Below are 16766 nucleotides of genomic sequence, written 5' to 3'. Positions count from 1 at the left end.
CGAGCGCTAATGTTACGTAAGAATCTTTAGCTGGAGTAATGCGGCGGCGGGGTCATAGCGTGACGGGGTGCTGCCTCTCCTGCTGGCCGGATTCGGGACCGGCCTGTCCCTGATCGTCGCGATCGGTTCCCAGAACGCGTTCCTGCTGCAACAGGGCTTGCGCGGTGGCGCGGTGGCGCCGCTGGTGGTCATCTGCGCCGTGTCCGATCTCGTGCTGATCGGACTCGGCGTCAGCGGGATCGGCGCCGTGCTGGAGCAGTGGCCGACGGCCATCGGCGCGATCGCCGTCGGCGGCGGGCTGTTCCTGCTCGCCTACGGCGCCCTCGCGGGGCGACGGGCGTTCCGGCCGTCGGTCATGTCGGTCGGCGAGGAGCGGACGCCGCTGCGCAAGGCGGTGCTCACCTGTGTGGCGTTCACGTGGCTCAACCCGCACGTGTACCTCGACACGGTCCTCCTGCTCGGCTCGCTGGCGGTCGCCCACGGCACCGGCCGCTGGCTGTTCGGTATCGGCGCCGGCATCGCCAGCGCGGTCTGGTTCAGTGCACTGGGCTTCGGCGCCCGGCGGCTGGCCGGGGTGTTCGCGAAGCCGGCGGCATGGCGGGTGCTGGACGGGGTGATAGCGGCAACGATGACGGCCCTGGGCGCGACGATGCTGCTCGGCCGGGTGTGAACGCCATTCGGTCGCTCAGGGGGAGCCCGGCTGCCGCCCCGGCTTTGTGCGGCCGGCCGTCGGCCGTTCGAGGCTGGGGTGGTGGTGTCGGCTGCGGTGGTGTCGGGTCGTCGAGGTGCCGAGCCACGGTGGTGGTGTCGGGCTGCGGTGATGCTGGGCGGCCGCGCTTCCGTGGTGGTGTCGGCTGCGATGGAGCTGGGTCGCGGTGGCGAGGCCCGGGCCCTGGGATCGCGGCGGCGCCGAGCCACCCGAGGCCCCAGGACGCGGCGATCCGCTCGCCGTCGGCCCGGGACACATGATCCGTGCCGATCACGATGTGGCGGGCCCGGCCGAGCAACCGCAGCAGTGCCTCGAGTTCGCGGGCAGTCATGCCGCGTCGTGGAACAGGAGGCCGAGCGTGTGCCGGTGGCCGGATCGGACCACCGAGACGCCGTGGCGGACCGGTGCCGCCGACAGCCGCGGGCCGAGCGGACCGGTCTGTCGCGGGTGGTAAACACCAGGCCGTGGCCCTGGGGAATGAGTGTCGCCGTGCCGCGGGACTGGGCCCGGGGTCGCTGCTCCACCAGGAGGAACTCGCCGCCGGTGTGGTCGGTGCCCGGCTCGTTGAGGTTGATCACCACCTGCAGCGGGAACACTCTATCGCCGTAGAGGTCGCGGTGCAGCGCGTTCCAGCCGCCCGGCTCGTAGCGCAGCAGGATCGGTGTTGGCCGCCGCTGGCCTGCCGCGTGGCAGATCGCCAGCCATTCGTCCAAAGTGGATGGCCATTCGGCCGGGCGGCCGAGGCGTGCGGACCAGTCCTGGGCGATCGGCAGCAGCCGCGGGTAGAGCGCCTGCCGCAGGCGTTGCACCGGATCCGGGAACGGTGCCGCGAAGTAGTGGTAGTCGCCGTTGTCCCCGAAGCGGTGACGGCGCAGGTTCACCGTCGCCCGGAAGTGCGACGGCTCATCCCACAGTGCGACCAGCTCCGCGCACTCGGCTGGGGTGAGCAGCCGCGGCAGGAGCGCGCAGCCGTAGTCGTCGACCTCGGCGGCCACCGCGACCCAGTCGGCTGCGGCGACGCGCTCTTCGAGCGTTGTCATGCTGCCTCCGTGGTCAGTCTGGTGCGCTTGGCTGTCGCGTTGCCGGGCTGAGAAGCCGCGAAGGTGCGAAGCGGCTGATGGGCCACCGCCGCCCAAGCGGCCGTGGCGGCGCGCTCTTCGAACGTCTTCATGCGGCCTCCATCGTCAGCAGGACGCGCTTGGCTTCCTCGCCGCCGGCGTACTGGCCGTACGAGCCGTCGGAACGGACGACACGGTGGCATGGCACCACCACCGGCAGGGGGTTCAGCGCGCATGCCGTGCCGACCGCGCGGACTGCCTTCGGGCTGCCCGCCGCCGCCGCTACCTGGGCGTAGCTTTCCGTGTGGCCGTAGGCGATCTCGGGTAGGTGGTCGAGCACCGCGCGGCGGAACCCCCGTGCCAGCCGGAAGTCCAGGGGGACGTCGAAGGTCTGCCGCTCGCCGTCGAAGTACTCGGCGAGCTGGCGGACCACCTCCTCGAACCGGGATGGCGCCCGGAGGATGCGCGGGCTGATGCTCGCCGCCAGCTCGCTCAGCACGGCGTCGTGGTCCTGGCGGTCGAAGGCCACCTTCACCAGGCCCTCCTCGGTCGCCGCCAGCAGCAGGGACCCGACCGGCGAGTCGACCGTGTGGTAGGCGACGTCCAGCAGTCCCTCGCGGGCCGCGTCGGCGACGAGCCGCTCGTGCATCGGGTTCGGGTCGAGCAGGATCTCGTCCCGCAAGTGCATGAAGAAGAAGTCCGTCATGAGTGCGCTCCTTCCAGGGGGTAGCTGGCCCGCAGTGCTTTGAGGCCGTCGGCGGCCGCGCGGCGTGCGGCGTCGACGGTGCCGCCGGTGATCTCCGCGATCTCGCGGTACGGCAGCCCGGCCAGGTAGTGGTAGGCGACGGCGAGGCGCTGCTTGTCCGGCAATCGCGCCAGCGCGTCCCACAAGTCGCCGTTCCACGCCTCCGCGCGGCCGGGCCTGTCCGGCACCTCGCCGACCGGGACCGGGTGGCGGGCCCGCGCACGGGTGACGTCGACGGCCTTGCGGTGGGCGATCGTGACCAGCCACGCCTGGACGTTGGCGTCGGCGGGCAGCTCCGGGTACGCCTTCAACGCCGCCAGGAAGGTTTCCGACCAGGCGTCTTCGGCGTCGGCCTGCCCGAGCACGGCCCGGCAGACCCGGAGGACCATCGGCCCGTGCTCGGCGACGACTTGCTCGAACGGTTTCACGATCACATGAGGTAGACGTCCGGGACCGCCGGAACGTGAGATCACGATTTCGCGGTGCCGGTGACGACGGTCGCGCCCCGCTCGTCGCAGGAGTGCACGCGCGGCGACAATCCTGCTGCCGCAAGGGTTTCCGCGAGCACCGGCGCCTGCCGTTCACTCGATTCGATCAGCAGCGTCCCACCGCGGGCGAGCCACTCCGGCGCCCCCGCGGCGAGGCGCCGGGCGAGGTCCAGCCCGTCCGCGCCCCCGTCGAGCGCCACCAGCGGCTCGTGCAGCCGAGCTTCGGGCGGCATCGTCGCGACGGCGTCCGAGGGCACGTACGGCACGTTCGCCAGCAGGACGTCGACCCGGCCGCGCAGGGACGAAGGCAGCGCGTCGTAAAGATCGCCCTGGTGGACCGCGGCGGAAGGGAGGTTCAGCCGCGCGCACTCGACCGCGGCGGGCTCGACGTCGGCGGCGTGCAGCTCACGCGGCGGGAGCGTCGCGGCGAACGCGGCACCCAGCGCCCCCGAGCCGCAGCACAGGTCGAGCACCACCGGGTCCGGTGGCGCCAGCGAGACGGCCACGTCGACCAGGAACCCGGTGCGGTGCCGCGGCACGAACACCCCGGGCCGCACGGTGACGCGCAGGCCGTGGAACTCCGCCCAGCCCAGCAGGTGTTCCAGCGGCAGCCCGGCGACGCGGCGTTCGACGAGCGCGTCGAGTTCCGCGGGGGTCGTGGCCGCGGCGACGAGGAGGTCGGCCTCGTCCTCGGCGAACACGCAGCCCGCGGCGCGCAGCCGGGAGACGACGGTGGGAGTGTCCAACGGGGAAGGAGCCTACAAGACCTGCACCGCGTCGCCGACGTTCAGCCCGTCGAAGAAGGCCGCCGAATCCGCCTCGGTCAGGTGGACGCAACCGTGCGACGGCGCGTCGAGCGGCCCGGCGTGGAAGGCGATGCCGCCGGGGGCGAAGAACACCGAGTTGGGCATGTCGGTGCCGTACTGGCTGCTGCGGTGCTCGCGGTCCTTCCACGCGACGCGGAACGACCCGGCGGGCGTCGCCTGATCGGGTGGGCCGAACCCGGCCGGGACCGGGCCGCGGACCACCCGGCCGTCCCGCAGCAGCCAGGCCAGCTTCTGCGCGAGGCTCACGCAGGCGCCGGACGTGACGGCGCACGGCGGCGCGGGCGGCGGAGGGGTCGTGGTCGTGGTCGGCGGCGCCGAAGACGTCGTGGTCAACGGCTCGGCGATCGGGCTCGGTGTCGTCGTCCGGGGCGCCGAGCAGCCCGCCGTCACCAGCGCCGCGCCCAGCAGGGCCACCGCGGTCCCGCGCATCCGTCGTCCCCTCGCCGAAGGTCCTGCCGGGGATCAGTACGGGTGAACGGCCCCGAAGGTTGAGTTACCCCGGAAGAGCGACGGCTATTCCTGCGGCACCGTCACGACCCAGCGCCCGGGGCGGCGGCGCAGGTACCCCCACCAGTACAGCGCCGACACCACGAGGACCCCGGCCGTGATGCCGAGGTCGAGCGCGCTCTGCTCGACCAGGACGTAGGCCAGCGCCGCGACGGCCAGTCCCGGCACGAGCGGCCACGCCGGCATCCGCCACACGTGCGGCTTCCGGTGCGCCGCCCGGCGCGCGCCGAGCGCGGCGGCCGCGACGCTCAGGTAGAGCGCGACGACGGCGACCCCGGTGACGCCGCTGAGGGTGTCCACCGGCACGAAGCAGAGCACGGCTTCGGACAGCCCGGTGACCAGCGTGGCGACCCACGGCGCGCCGAACCGCCCGCTCACCACGCTCATCGCGCGGTTGACCGGCGCCGGCCACGCCTGGTCACGCGCGGAGGCGTAGAGCACCCGCGAGTTCTGGATGACCATGACGATCACCGCGTTCACGATCGCCGCCGCGATGCAGAGGCTGATCGCCACCCCGACGCCGCTGCCGCTCCAGCCGGTGACCAGCGCGGTCAGGTCGACCCCGGCGAGCGCGGCGGTGTCCGGCACGGCCAGGGTGATCGCCACGACCGGCACGAGGATGACGACGGCGCTGATCCCCAGCGTCCAGAACACCGTCCTGGCCACGGTCCGGCGCGGTTCCCGCATCTCCTCGGCGAGGTAGACGGCGGTGCTGAAGCCCTGCACGACGAACAGCGCGACGGCGAGCCCGGCGACGACGGCGATCAGCCCGATCCCGCTGGTGCCGAGGGCGGGCTTGAGCAGCACGGCGGGGCTCTGCGTGGCGTGCGCGAAGCCGAGCAGGGACACGACGAAGATCGCGACGACCTCGATGACCAGGAAGATCCCGGTGATCCAGGCGTTGGAACGCAGGTTCAGCAACCCCATCACGGTGCCCGCGACCATGACGAGCGCGCCCGCGACCGACGGGCTGACATCGATGACGGCGGCGAGGTAGTCGGCCACCCCGATCGCGATGATCGGGGGCACGACGAGGATGACGACGAACGACAGCATGAAGGTCAGCCAGCCGGCGAACCGGTTCGCCACCGTGGTCACCATCGCGTATTCGCCGCCGGCGCTCGGCACCAGCGTGCCGAGTTCGGAGTAGCAGCAGGCGATGCCGACGCAGAGCAGCACGGCGAGGGCGATGGCGAGCGCGGTGCCGGTGCCGAGGTCGGCGAACAGCGGGGGCACGAGGACGAACAGCGACGACGCGGGCGTCACGCAGCTGAGCGTCAGGAGCGTGCCGCCGCCGACGCCGATGGACCGGGTGAGGGTGCGGGTCTTCGGTGCGGCCACGGTGACGTCGGGCGGGGCGGGAGTGCGGGGCATGGGCGTTCCCTCCGGCCGGGAGCAGGGTGCGACGGATGGAACAGCACTGATTCGGTGTTGTCAACGGCACCAAGACGACTGAATCCGTTGTCTGATCGGGCTAGGTCATTCGGATTTAGTCACTCATCGTCACGGCGTGGCGGAATTGCCCGGTGCCGCCCGCGTCGGGGATGATCCGGGGCGTGAGCAGCCAGGACACGACCGGCCGGCCCGCCCCGCCGGTGCTCGACGAGATCTCGCGGCAGATCATCGCGCAACTGCAGGAGGACGGGCGGCGTGCGTACGCGACCATCGGCAAGGCCGTCGGCCTGTCCGAGGCCGCGGTGCGGCAGCGGGTGCAGCGGCTGTCCGACTCCGGCGTCATCCAGATCGTCGCCGTCTCGGATCCCTTGCAGGTCGGGCTGTTCCGGCAGGCGATGATCGCGATCACCGTCGACGGCCCGCTCGAACCGGTCGGCGACGCACTGGCCGAAATGGACGAGATCGCGTACGTGATCCTCTGCGCCGGGCGCTACGACCTGCTCTGCGAGGCGGTCTGCGCGGACGACGAAGCGCTGCTCCAGCTGATCTCGACGCGGATCCGCGCGTTGCCCGGCGTGCGGCACGCGGAGGCGATGGTCTACCTGAAGCTGCGGAAGCAGACCTACCAGTGGGGCACTCGCTGACCGTGACGACTAAATCCGAAGGCTGTACTCCTTGGACGATCATGAATTAGTCGTTCAAGTTCGACTGGACGACTGAATCACTTGCATTCCGCGGTGACTGCGTGCGATAACCGAGGTATGACTGCCGACCTCGCCCAGGCTGCCCGCGACCACCTCTGGCTGCACTTCACGCGCCACTCGGCCTACGCCGAGACCGACGTCCCCGTGATCGTCCGCGGCGAAGGCGCCTACATCTGGGACGCCCGCGGGAAGCGGTACCTGGACGGGCTCGCCGGGCTGTTCGCCGTGCAGGTCGGCCACGGCCGCGAGGAGCTCGCCGAAGCCGCCGCGCGGCAGACGAAGCAGCTCGCGTACTTCCCGCTGTGGGGGCACGCGCACCCGACGGCGATCGAGCTGGCCTCGCGGCTCGCCGCCGCGGCGCCGGGTGACCTCGATCGGGTGTTCTTCACCGTGAGCGGCGGCGAGTCCGTCGAGACGGCGTGGAAGCTCGCGAAGCAGTACTTCAAGCTCGTCGGGAAGCCGGGCAAGCACAAGGTGATCAGCCGCGCGCTGGCCTACCACGGGACGTCGCAGGGTGCGCTGTCGATCACCGGCATCCCGGGCGCGAAGGCGGACTTCGAGCCGCTGGTGCCGAGCACCCTGCGCGTGCCGAACACGAACTTCTACCGCGCGCCCGAGCACGCCGACGACTACGCGGCGTACGGCCGCTGGGCCGCCGACCAGATCGAGCAGGCGATCGAGTTCGAGGGCGCGGACACGGTGGCCGCGGTGTTCCTGGAGCCGGTGCAGAACACCGGAGGGTGTTTCGTGCCGCCGCCCGGCTACTTCGCGCGGGTGCGCGAGATCTGCGACCGGCACGACGTGCTGCTGGTGTCCGACGAGGTGATCTGCGCGTTCGGCAGGGTCGGCCACGACTTCGCGGCCAAGCGGTACGGCTACCAGCCGGACATCATCACGACGGCGAAGGGGCTGACGTCGGGCTACGCGCCACTGGGCGCGGTGCTGGCTTCGGAGCGGCTGATGGAGCCGTTCACCCGCGGCGCGACGACGTTCATGCACGGGTCGACGTACGGCGGGCACCCCGTGTCGTGCGCGGTGGCGCTGGCGAACCTCGACCTGATGGAGCGGGAGGACCTGTACGGGCACGTGCTGCGGCGGGAGGACGCGTTCCGGTCCACTTTGGACCGGTTGCTGGACCTGCCCATCGTCGGGGATGTGCGGGGGGCCGGGTTCTTCTACGGGATCGAGCTGGTGAAGGACAAGGCGACCAAGGAGACGTTCTCGGCCGAGCAGTCCGAGCGGGTGCTGCGCGGGTTCCTTTCGGAGGCGCTGTTCGAGGCCGGGTTGTACTGCCGGGCCGATGATCGGGCCGAGCCCGTGGTGCAGCTGTCGCCGCCGTTGGTCTGTGATCAGGCGGAGTTCGACGAGATGGAGCAGATTCTGCGGGACACGCTGACGCGGGCTTGGAAGATGTTGTAGGGGGTGGCCTCCGGCCCCCGGCATCCACGATACCGGGAGGCACCGACAGTTTCGGGCCGCGCTGACCCGATCGGGCGGGGAACTCGCTTTCCCCGCCCGATCACCCCTTTCCTGAGTACCGTGGTTTGCGGGGGGACCGGAATGCGGCCGTGACCGGCCCGCCCGTGTTCGCGCCGATCGGCCGCGTTCTGCGGGGGAGGAGACCCGATGACCGCCACCACGGACAGCCCGCGCCTGCCTTTCGCACGGCCGAACGTCCTGGAGATCGCGCCGCTCTTCGCGGTGCTGCGGCGGCAGGGGCCCGTTGTCCCGGTGACCACGCCGGCCGGGGACCCGGCCTGGCTCGTCACCGGGTTCGAGCAGGTCCGTGCCGTGTTCACCGATGCGCGGTTCGGGCGCTCGCACCCGGCGCCGGAGGAAGCCGCCGCGTTGTCGAACGCCGCCATCCTCAGCCGGCCGCAGGGCGACCACGAAACCGAGCACACCGAGCACGCGCGGATGCGGCGGATGCTCGTGCCCGCCTTCTCCGCCAACCGGATCCGGCGGCTCGCCGGGCACGTGCAGGAGCTTGCCGACGGCTGCTTCGACGCCGTGGAACAAGCCGGCGACGGCCCGGTCGACCTGCACGAACACCTCTCCTTCCCGTTGCCCGTGCTGGTCATCTGCGAGCTGCTCGGCGTCCCGTACGAGGACCGCGACACCTTCCGCGTGCTGTCCGACCGGATGGGGCGGATGGACATCGGCGACGGCGCGGACGCGGCGCTCGACGAGTTCACCGCCTACATGAGCCGGCTCGCCGCCGCCAAACGGCGGGAGCCCGGCCAGGACGTCGTGTCGGACATGGTCCGGGCGCAGGCCGACGACCCGTCCTTCACCGACGACGACCTCGCGCGGCTCGCCGCCGGCCTGCTGTTCGCCGGGCACGAGACGACGTCCAACCGGATCGACCTCGGCGTGCTCTACCTGCTCACCGATCTCGCCCGGCGCGACGCGCTGGCCGTCGATCCCGCGGGCCGGGTGCACGGCGTCGTCGAGGAAATCCTGCGGCTGTCCGCCCCGAGCGGGCTCGGCGTCCTGCGTTATGCGCACGACGACGTCGAGCTCGGCGGCGTCACGATCGCGCGCGGCGACGCCGTCGTGCTGTCGATCGCGGCCGCGAACCGGGACGGCTCCGTGTTCCCGGAGCCGGAGAAGTTCGACCCGGATCGCAAGCCGAACTCGCACGTCGCCTTCGCCTACGGTGGCTGGTTCTGCATCGGCGCCAGCCTGGCCCGCACCGAACTGCGTGTCGTTTTCGGGTCGCTGTTCCGGCGGTTTCCGGGGTTGCGCCTGGCTGCCGGCGTGGATGAACTCACGATCCGGACCAACCGTGTCACCGGGGGAGTGGACCGCGTGCCGGTCCTCTGGTAGACCAACGGCGGTCGTGAGCGGAGGAAAGACGTGACGTTGTGGGACAAGCTCGGGATGGACGACAAGCTCGTCAAGGTGCTGCAGGAGATCCCGCCGGGTCCGGACGCCGCGGAGTTCGGCCGGGCGTACGTCACGATCCACCAGCTGGCCGTCGAGCTCGACCAGCGGTTTCCCGAGGTCCGCAAGCAACTGGACGTCCCGCTGGGCGGCGGCGCGACGCGGCACGCCGGGCTCGTCGAACTGCTCGGCAAGGAGCTGGTGGACAAGATCAGGCGCTACGGCGACGTCTACCCGATCGAAGCCGCGCAGCTGTCGTCGGTGCGGTTCCGGGAGGTGCGGTTGCGCGGTCCGGGCGGCCGTGACCTCGTCGGCGCGTCGAAGACCGACCTGCCGCTGATCCGCCTGCGGCCGAAGGACTGACGCGGTGCTCGCGCCGCCGCCGGTCCGGGTCCTGGTGGCCGAACGCGATGCGGCGGTGCGAGCGCGCCTGAGCACGATCCTCGACGAAGCGGACGGCGTCGAGCTGGTCGGCGCGGTTCCGGACGCGGCGGCGGCCCGGGTCACCCTGCGCCGCCGGCTGCCGGACGTGCTGCTGCTCGACCTGCGGCTGAGCCCGCCGGAAGAGTTCCCCCGGCGCCCGGCGGTGGTGGCGCTGGCGACGTTCGACTCGGACGCGGGCATCCTGCGCGCGCTGCGTGACGGCGCGGCCGGGTTCGTGCTGCGGTCGGCCCGCGGGCGGGACCTGGTCAAGGTGGTCCGGCTGGCGGCCGACGGCCACCTGGTGCTGTCCCCGGACGCCACCCGCCGCCTGGTGTCGGCGGCGACGCGACTGTCCGGCCCGCGCGACGAGCGGCTGGCGCGGGTGGACGGGTTGTCGGCCCGCGAGACCCAGGTGCTCGTGGGCGTGGGCGCGGCGCTCACGAACGCGGAGATCGCCGGGCGGCTGGGCCTGCCGGAACCGGTGGTGCGGGACTGCGTGACGAGGGTGGTGCGGAAGCTGGGGTGCGCGCACCGGACCGGGGCCGGGCTGCTCGCGTACGAGCGCGGGCTGTGCCGCCCGGGCGTGCCCGGCCCGAACTGACATGAACGACTCTTTCCTGACGTCCGACGTCAGGAAAGGGTCGTTCATGTCATGCGATCAGAGGCCCGCCAGGCCGTTCGGCACCCCGACACCCGTCGGCGCGTCGTAGCCCGGGCCCGCTACGCACAGGTAGTCCCAGCCGCACTTCTTGCCCGCGCCCGACGGGTCGTTGTGGCCCGTTGTCACGTCCGTGAACGCGGCCGCTCGAGCGTAGATGTCCGCTGGTTGCGTCACTCCTGCGTGACCCGCGCGGCCGATCAGCCCCGCCACGAACGGTGCCGAAGCGCTCGTCCCGCTCGCCGGGAGCCAGCCGCCCGCGTCCGCGACGTGGATCGCGACGTCCTCGGCCACCGCCGACACGTCCGCGACCGTCCGCTTGCTGCAGTGGGTGTCCTTCTGCCACTTCGGCTTCGCGATGTACGCCGAGCAGCCGCTGCCGCCGTACGGCCAGGCCCACTCCGCCCAGCCGCGCGGTGAATCCGGGTCGCGGGCCAGCGAGGTGCCGCCGACCGCCACCGTCGTGGCCAGGACCGCCGGGTAGCTCGCCGCCGTGAAGCCGCTGTCGCCGGAGGATGCCACCACCGTCACGCCCGGGTGCCGGTAGTGGCTCGCGTACGCCAGCGCCGCGCCGCCTTCCCTCGCGCCGTAGCTGTTCGACACCACCTTCGCGCCCAGCCGCACCGCCGTGTCCTCCGTCTCCGCCAGGTCGGCGAAACCGGGCGTGTTGCCCTCCACGACCAGGATCCGGCACGACGGGCACGCCGCCGACACCATCGAGACGTCCAATGTGGACTCGACCGCCCAGCCGAAGTCGGACGGCGGCAGGGGTGCCGCCACGCCCTGCTGGTTGACCTTGCGGAAGCAGCCGTTCGCCGTCGTGCACGGTGGCAGGCCGTACTGCGCCCGGTAGGTGGCCAGGTCGGCCTCCAGGTTCGGGGCGTCGTAGGCGATCGAGATCCCGATGACCGTGTCCGGCCCCGCCGTGGCGGGCAGCGCATAGGCCGACGCCAGGTCGTCGGCACCCCAGCCGGCCGGGCCGAAGGCCCGGGCCGCACCCGGCGTGTACGTGGTGAGGCACCGCAGCACGCCCGGTCGCTCGGGGCACGCCGCCCGCGGACCCGGTGCCGCACTCGCCGACGGCGTCACCACGCCGGCGGCCGCCACCGCGGCGGCCAGCACCCCCAGCCATCTTCTGTTCACAGTGGACAGTCCCCTCATGACGTGTAGACGTGGTAGGCGGCGGTGATCGTCTCGCTGATCGTCGCCCCGGCGGCGTCCGAAGCGGTGACGCGCAGGGAGACGTCCGCGCCGCGGAACGACTGCGTGACCACGCCGAAGTCCGCGTGGAACACCCCGTCGCCGCGGGCGGTGACGGGCGCGTCCTGCCAGGTCGTGCCGTCGGTCGAGTACTGCACGGTCGCCGCCGTCACCGGCGAGGCGGTGCTCTGCTGCAGGTGCCCGACCGTGAGGTCCAGGCTCTGCGGGCCGGACACCGTCGACCCGTCCGGCCGCAGCCCGCCGACCGCGTATCCCAGCGTCAGCAGCGGTTCGACCGCGCACTCCCGGTCCGGGCCGCCGTCCCCGCGGGCGCAGTACAGGCTCGGCGGCAGCGTCGCCCCCGCGACGTGCTGCGACCGCCACGTCCACTCGGTGTGGGTCGCGGTGCTCTGCCGGTACATCGGCCCGGTGCGCCCCGCGTCGATCGTGAGCCCCAGCGTCGACGGACCGGGCGCGACCTCCTGCGCGAAACCGACCTCGGTGGCCCCCATCGGCTCGCCTTCGGCCAGGGTCGTGCCGTCCTGGGTGAACCGGTAGTGCCCGGTGATCGTGTCCCGCGACTCGCCGTAGAAGCCGAAGCCGGTGTGGCCCGGCTGGTTGTCGCTGAACGGCGTGATCGAGAACCGCAGCAGGTCGCCCGCCCGGGTCGCGCCCGGCAGCGTGTACGACCGGCCGTCGGACAGCGGCAGCAGCGCCACCGCGCCCGCCGGGTGCAGCGGGAAGCGGTTCCACTCCTCGGTCACCGCCGAGCCGCCCCGGTAGCTGTGGAACTGCTCGCGCTGGCCGCCGGCCCAGCCGGGGAACGGCCCCGGCAGCACGTACTTCGAGAACCCGCCGAACCACCCCAGGTCCGGTGCCGCCGAGACGTACTCGGTCTGCTTCCGCGGCAGCTGGATCGGGTGCGACACCCGGCCGCTGATGTCCTCGAACGAGAACATCCCGCTGCGCTGCCGCAGGCCGAGCGAGGAGTACTCGCTGTAGTAGGTGGCGTCGACCGCGGCGACGTCCTTCGCCGTGATCACGTACCGCTGCTGCGGAATCACGCCGACGCTCGCCTTCTGCAGCACGTATTCGTACGGCGTGCCCGGCCCGGGCGGCGACACGAGCCTGCTGTACGGGTACGTCTGCAGGGCGCCGGTGCGCACCGGGACGGCCGTCGGCGACACCGAGATCGGCACGCCGGGCCCGGCGTCGAAGTCGACGAGCAGCGCCGGCCCGGTCACGGCGGCCCGGCGGAACAGGAACCCGGTGTCGTCGAGCAGCGCCGGGCGCGGCGTCACCCAGGTCACCTTGCTGGACGCCCGTTTCGCGTCGACGCGGACGGTCGCGTCGGCCTTCACCGCGAACTCCGGCTGCGCGCTGAACCGCACCTCGGTCGGGTTGCCGTCGGCGTCGAGCGTCCAGAACAGGCCGAGTGCGCTGTAGTTGCCCTCCGGCACGCTGAACTTGGCCGTGCCGCCGAAGAAGTAGTTGAAGTTCTCGTCCGCGCCGAGTGCGTTGCCGTCGTCGGTGTTGTAAAGGAACGCGACGCCGGTGTCGGCGGGCTTGCCCGCGATGTCGGTGGCGTCGACGGAGACCGTCCGCATCACCGACCGCGGCCGGGCCGCCTGCCGCTGCGGCGCGCCCGCGAGGGCGTACCGGACGCCGTTCGCGAACAGCCCCTGGCCGCCGAACCGGCCGCGGGCACTGTCCTGGGTGAACTGCTTGGCCAGCGCTGCGCCGAACGTCGCGGGGTCCACCGGCGCCTTGGCCCCGGCCAGCAGCGCCTTGACGTCGAACAGGCTCAGGTCGAGCCCGCGCCCGAGGTAGGGCAGCGCGGTGCCGGGGACCTCGTAGTCCCGGTCGCCGAGGCGCAGGTGCACCAGCGCCCGTGCCATGCCCTTGGCCGCGGCGGGGCGGATCTCCCACGAGTCCCGGCCGTCCGGGGCGGTCCGGACGGTCACCTGGTCGCCGGTGACGAGCGTGACGGTCGACGACGGGACCGCGGCGGCGGCCGAGGCCGGTGGGGCGAGCCCGGTCAGCCCCGCCGAACCGGCGAGCAGGACCGCGAACGCCGAAAGACATCTTCGCACTGGCACCTCCGTGTGGTGGTCGATTCACCACTACCGACGAGCCAGTCGCCCGGACCGTTGAGCCCGGTGGGCGATCTTTCCCGAATTGCCCTGATCGGACCAGCGGCGCTCAGAGCGTCCGGCAGGTGAGCGCCGGGCGGGCGGCGTCGCTCCCGGTGCCGGTCAGGGCGATCAGGCCGAAGGTCGTCGACGCGGCCGCGTCGAGCTTCGCGTTCCAGGCCGCGTTTTCGACCGTCACCGTGGAACCGTCGACCGTGAACGTGCCGTTCCACAGGCCGCTGATGCGGTGGCCGGCGGGCAGCGTCCAGCGGACGCTCCAGCCGGACAGGCCCGCGGCCCGGTCGTTGCGCACCGTCACCTGCACCTGGTAGCCGCCGGGCCAGGAGTTCGTCACCTCGTAGCGGGCGGCGCAACCCAGCTCGGCCGGTGTCGTGGGCGCCGGGCTCGTCGGCGCCGCGGGGGCGGACGAGACCGGGGCGGCCACCGGCGTGCCGTCCGGGACGATCACCGTGCCGATCACGACGCCGAGAGCCAGCAGGACAGCGCCCGCGGCGCCCGCCAGGACGAGCCGGCGCCGCGGGCGGCGAACGCGCAGCAGCCGGGTGCCGGCCCGGGGCCGCGGCCGGGGCGGTGGCAGCGGACGGCCGCCGGTGACGGCCTCGAACAGCTCCTGGACCTCCGCCATCGACGGGCGCGCTTCGGGGTCTCGCTGCAGCATCCGGGTCAGCACCTCGGCGAGCGGCCCGGTGTGCCGCGGCGGGATGACCTCCTCCTTCGCCACCCGCAGCAGCAGCGTGATCGCGTTGTCGTCCTGGCCGAACGGGGGAGCGCCTTCCAGTGCGCGGTAGAGCGTCGCGCCGAGGGAGAAGACGTCGGCGGGGAAACCGGCTTCGTGGCCGCCGGCGACCTCGGGCGCCAGGTAGGCGGGCGTGCCGGCGATGAACCCGCCGCCGGTCACGGTGCCTTCGCCGGTGGCACGGGAAATGCCGAAGTCGGCGATCTTGACGACGCCGGACTCGCCGAGCAGGACGTTGGCGGGGGTGACGTCGCGGTGCACGACCCCCTCGGCGTGCGCGGCGGCGAGCGCCGAGGCGATCGGCGCGCCGATGCGCGCCACCTCGTCGGCGGGCAGGGTCTCCCGGTCGAGCAGGATCTCCGCCAGGCTGCGCGACGGCAGGTACTCCATCACCAGGTACGGCCCGCCGTCGGCCTCGACGACGTCGTGCACCGTGATCGCGTGCGGGTGCCGCAACCGGGCCGTCAGCCGCGCTTCGCGCAGCGCGCGCACGCTCGCCTGCTCCCCGGCGGCCTGCCCGATGGCGGCGTCGTAGTCGAGCTGCTTGACCGCGACGACCCGGTCGAGGCGCTCGTCGCGGGCGCGCCAGACGACACCCATGGATCCTTGGCCGATCTTCGTCGCCAGCCGGTAGCGCCCGGCGATCAGCTCTCCTGCGTCGGTCACGGCGACCTCCCCGGCCTTCCCCAGAGCACACAGAGCACACGGATGGGGGTGGCGATCGGTTCGAGCCTAGCGGCCTGCCCGCCGGGGTGCCGACGGACAGGCCGCGCTCAGGCGCCGGGCCGGTGCAGCTGGTCCCACGCCGGGACGTACGGCGTGAACCGCAGCTTCATCCCGGCTTCGCCCGGCAGCTTGTCCGCCTTGCGGGCGTTGCAGCTGCGGGCCGTGCCGCCGCACGCGGCGACCGTGTTGAGCCAGTCGGTCCGGGCGCCGCCGCGGCTCAGCGGCGTCACGTGGTCGATCGTGGTGGCGCGCTGCCCGCAGTAGGCGCAGCGGTGGCCGTCACGGACCAGCACGCCGCGCCGGGACCAGCGCGGCGGCTGCGTATATCGCCACTTCATGACGACGTAGCGCAGTAACCGCACGATCTTCGGGCGCGGGAACAGACCGTAGGCGAGGCCCTCTTCGGCCTCGTGGATCTCGGCGACGTGCCGCACGAGCATGCGGATCGCGTGCGGGACCGAAACGGTCTGCAGCGGTTCGTAACCCGCGTTCAGGACGAGCACCTTCACAGCGCACTCCTTTCGACGATGGGGACGCGGGATGGCTCCCGCCTGTGGGAAATCATCGTCGCCGAGCGGCTTGACCTGCGTCAATCGTGTTTCAGCGCAGGGGATGCGCGCGGAAGAAGCGCCAGATGACCGGCGTCGCGTCGATCACCGTGGGTGTCGCGGAATCGTTGTTGGGCCGGGTGCTGGGCCAGACGTGGCCGGCGCCTTCCACGCGGTAGTGCTCGAGCGCGCAGCCCCGCCACTTCTGGGCGACGACGCCCTCGACCGGTGACCACGACACCGGGCCGGGCCGGCAACCGTCCCTTGTGGACCATGCCGCCAGCCAGTCCGGGATCGCGGGCAGGCCCTTCGCCGGGTTGCCGGTGTAGGGGATCGTCGTGTCGGCCGTTCCGTGGAAGTCGAGGATCGGCGCCGGCCGGCTCGGGTGGCACGCGCCGCCCTGCGGGTAGAACGCGCCGGACACCGGGGCGAACGCGGCGATCCGGCTCGCCAGGCGGCAGGCCAGCACGCCGACGAAGCCGCCGCCGTTGGACTTGCCGGCCGCGAAGATCCGGCCGGGGTCGACGCAGAGCGTGCGCTGCAGCTGGTTCAGCAGGTCGCCGGTGAACCGGACGTCGTCCGCGGCGGCCGAGTAGGGCGCCCCTGTCCACGCGGACTCGCCGTCGGTGCCGATCAGGCCCTGCGGGTAGACGGCGATCGCGTCCAGCGCCGAGAAGCCCGACAGCTCTTCCTGGTACTGCGACGTCCGCTTGTGCCCGTGGAAGGAGAGGACGAGCGGGTACGGCCGCCACGGACGGTAGTGGGCGGGCAGGTGGACGGTGTACTCGCGGTCGAGGCCGCCCGAGGTGACGTGCCGGGTGGTCGTCACCCCGGCCGGGAAGCCCGCGGGACGGCCGCAGCCGGTGGTCGGGACGGGGTGGTCGGCGACGCCGGCCGCGGCGGCGGGCGCGGCGAAGGCGGTGGTCAGGGCACAGGCCGCGGCGAACACGGCCGTCCACCGGGGGAAGCGTCCGGGCACTCGATCCTCCTTGATCGGCAGCGG

General features: G+C 72.6%; 17 protein-coding genes and 1 pseudogene. 6 read left to right on the top strand and 12 right to left on the bottom strand.

All coding sequences use genetic code 11. The features are described 5' to 3' along the window. The first annotated feature begins 67 nt into the window (after positions 1–67). Entirely contained in the window at positions 68–670 is a 603-nt protein-coding gene (locus BLW76_RS28575; RefSeq protein WP_091313010.1) for a LysE/ArgO family amino acid transporter, read from the top strand. 366 nt (positions 671–1036) lie between these two features. Here the strand turns inward: BLW76_RS28575 and BLW76_RS28565 are convergent. The 7 genes and pseudogenes from BLW76_RS28565 to BLW76_RS28540 all read right to left on the bottom strand — a co-directional run bounded on the left by BLW76_RS28565 (position 1037) and on the right by BLW76_RS28540 (position 5708). After that, a pseudogene (locus tag BLW76_RS28565) lies at positions 1037–1749 on the bottom strand (2OG-Fe(II) oxygenase). Further along, positions 1746–1880 carry a hypothetical protein gene (locus BLW76_RS50510; protein ID WP_279627702.1) on the bottom strand — a complete coding sequence of 45 codons (135 nt, stop codon included), beginning with the start codon at positions 1878–1880 and terminating at the stop codon, positions 1746–1748. Before BLW76_RS50510 ends, BLW76_RS28565 begins: the two are co-directional and overlap by 4 nt. After that, entirely contained in the window at positions 1877–2473 is a 597-nt protein-coding gene (locus BLW76_RS28560) for a methylated-DNA--[protein]-cysteine S-methyltransferase (protein ID WP_167384763.1), read from the bottom strand. Before BLW76_RS28560 ends, BLW76_RS50510 begins: the two co-directional genes overlap by 4 nt. Further along, positions 2470–2946, bottom strand: coding sequence for an RNA polymerase sigma factor (locus BLW76_RS28555; RefSeq protein ID WP_091313005.1), 477 nt, complete (start codon positions 2944–2946; stop codon positions 2470–2472). Before BLW76_RS28555 ends, BLW76_RS28560 begins: the two co-directional genes overlap by 4 nt. A gap of 35 nt (positions 2947–2981) precedes the next feature. Further along, complete coding sequence (locus BLW76_RS28550; RefSeq protein WP_091313001.1) at positions 2982–3746, bottom strand: putative protein N(5)-glutamine methyltransferase; 765 nt, start codon at positions 3744–3746, stop codon at positions 2982–2984. 12 nt (positions 3747–3758) lie between these two features. Further along, positions 3759–4256 (bottom strand): L,D-transpeptidase, encoded by a 498-nt coding sequence (locus BLW76_RS28545; protein ID WP_091312999.1) that lies wholly within the window; start codon positions 4254–4256, stop codon positions 3759–3761. Between the two features lie 84 nt (positions 4257–4340). Then, positions 4341–5708 (bottom strand): APC family permease, encoded by a 1368-nt coding sequence (locus BLW76_RS28540; protein ID WP_091312994.1) that lies wholly within the window; start codon positions 5706–5708, stop codon positions 4341–4343. A 170-nt stretch (positions 5709–5878) separates the two neighbouring features. Between BLW76_RS28540 and BLW76_RS28535 the strand changes: the two genes are divergently transcribed. The 5 genes from BLW76_RS28535 to BLW76_RS28515 all read left to right on the top strand — a co-directional run bounded on the left by BLW76_RS28535 (position 5879) and on the right by BLW76_RS28515 (position 10343). Next, positions 5879–6373, top strand: coding sequence for an Lrp/AsnC family transcriptional regulator (locus BLW76_RS28535; RefSeq protein WP_167385019.1), 495 nt, complete (start codon positions 5879–5881; stop codon positions 6371–6373). Between the two features lie 117 nt (positions 6374–6490). Beyond that, entirely contained in the window at positions 6491–7852 is a 1362-nt protein-coding gene (locus tag BLW76_RS28530; RefSeq protein WP_091312991.1) for an aspartate aminotransferase family protein, read from the top strand. A gap of 207 nt (positions 7853–8059) precedes the next feature. Further along, positions 8060–9262: a cytochrome P450 gene (locus tag BLW76_RS28525; protein WP_143060700.1), complete on the top strand. Its 1203-nt coding sequence runs from the start codon at positions 8060–8062 to the stop codon at positions 9260–9262. 30 nt (positions 9263–9292) lie between these two features. Continuing rightward, positions 9293–9682, top strand: a complete 390-nt coding sequence (locus tag BLW76_RS28520; protein WP_091312987.1) for a hypothetical protein — start codon at positions 9293–9295, stop codon at positions 9680–9682. 4 nt (positions 9683–9686) lie between these two features. Beyond that, the gene (locus BLW76_RS28515; RefSeq protein WP_091312986.1) at positions 9687–10343 is read left to right on the top strand and encodes a response regulator transcription factor; all 657 of its coding nucleotides are present in this window, start codon (positions 9687–9689) and stop codon (positions 10341–10343) included. Positions 10344–10400: 57 nt separating this feature from the next. On the opposite strand, the gene BLW76_RS28510 is transcribed toward BLW76_RS28515, so the two are convergent. From BLW76_RS28510 to BLW76_RS28490, 5 genes are all read right to left on the bottom strand, one after another. Continuing rightward, the gene (locus tag BLW76_RS28510; protein ID WP_244170345.1) at positions 10401–11543 is read right to left on the bottom strand and encodes a S53 family peptidase; all 1143 of its coding nucleotides are present in this window, start codon (positions 11541–11543) and stop codon (positions 10401–10403) included. Between the two features lie 14 nt (positions 11544–11557). After that, positions 11558–13693, bottom strand: a complete 2136-nt coding sequence (locus BLW76_RS28505) for a hypothetical protein (protein WP_091312981.1) — start codon at positions 13691–13693, stop codon at positions 11558–11560. Positions 13694–13802: 109 nt separating this feature from the next. Beyond that, positions 13803–15155 (bottom strand): protein kinase domain-containing protein, encoded by a 1353-nt coding sequence (locus tag BLW76_RS28500; RefSeq protein WP_091312978.1) that lies wholly within the window; start codon positions 15153–15155, stop codon positions 13803–13805. Positions 15156–15262: 107 nt separating this feature from the next. Further along, the gene (locus BLW76_RS28495; RefSeq protein WP_013226091.1) at positions 15263–15724 is read right to left on the bottom strand and encodes an HNH endonuclease; all 462 of its coding nucleotides are present in this window, start codon (positions 15722–15724) and stop codon (positions 15263–15265) included. A gap of 91 nt (positions 15725–15815) precedes the next feature. Continuing rightward, on the bottom strand, positions 15816–16742 hold the full coding sequence (locus BLW76_RS28490; protein WP_091312975.1) for a CE1 family esterase: 927 nt from the start codon (positions 16740–16742) through the stop codon (positions 15816–15818). Between the last annotated feature and the right edge of the window lie 24 nt (positions 16743–16766).

Origin of the sequence: Amycolatopsis tolypomycina (assembly GCF_900105945.1) — a bacterium.
Taxonomy (GTDB): domain Bacteria; phylum Actinomycetota; class Actinomycetes; order Mycobacteriales; family Pseudonocardiaceae; genus Amycolatopsis; species Amycolatopsis tolypomycina.
The sequence above is the reverse complement of the archived record's forward strand: the minus strand, read 5'-3'. Positions and strand labels throughout refer to the sequence as shown.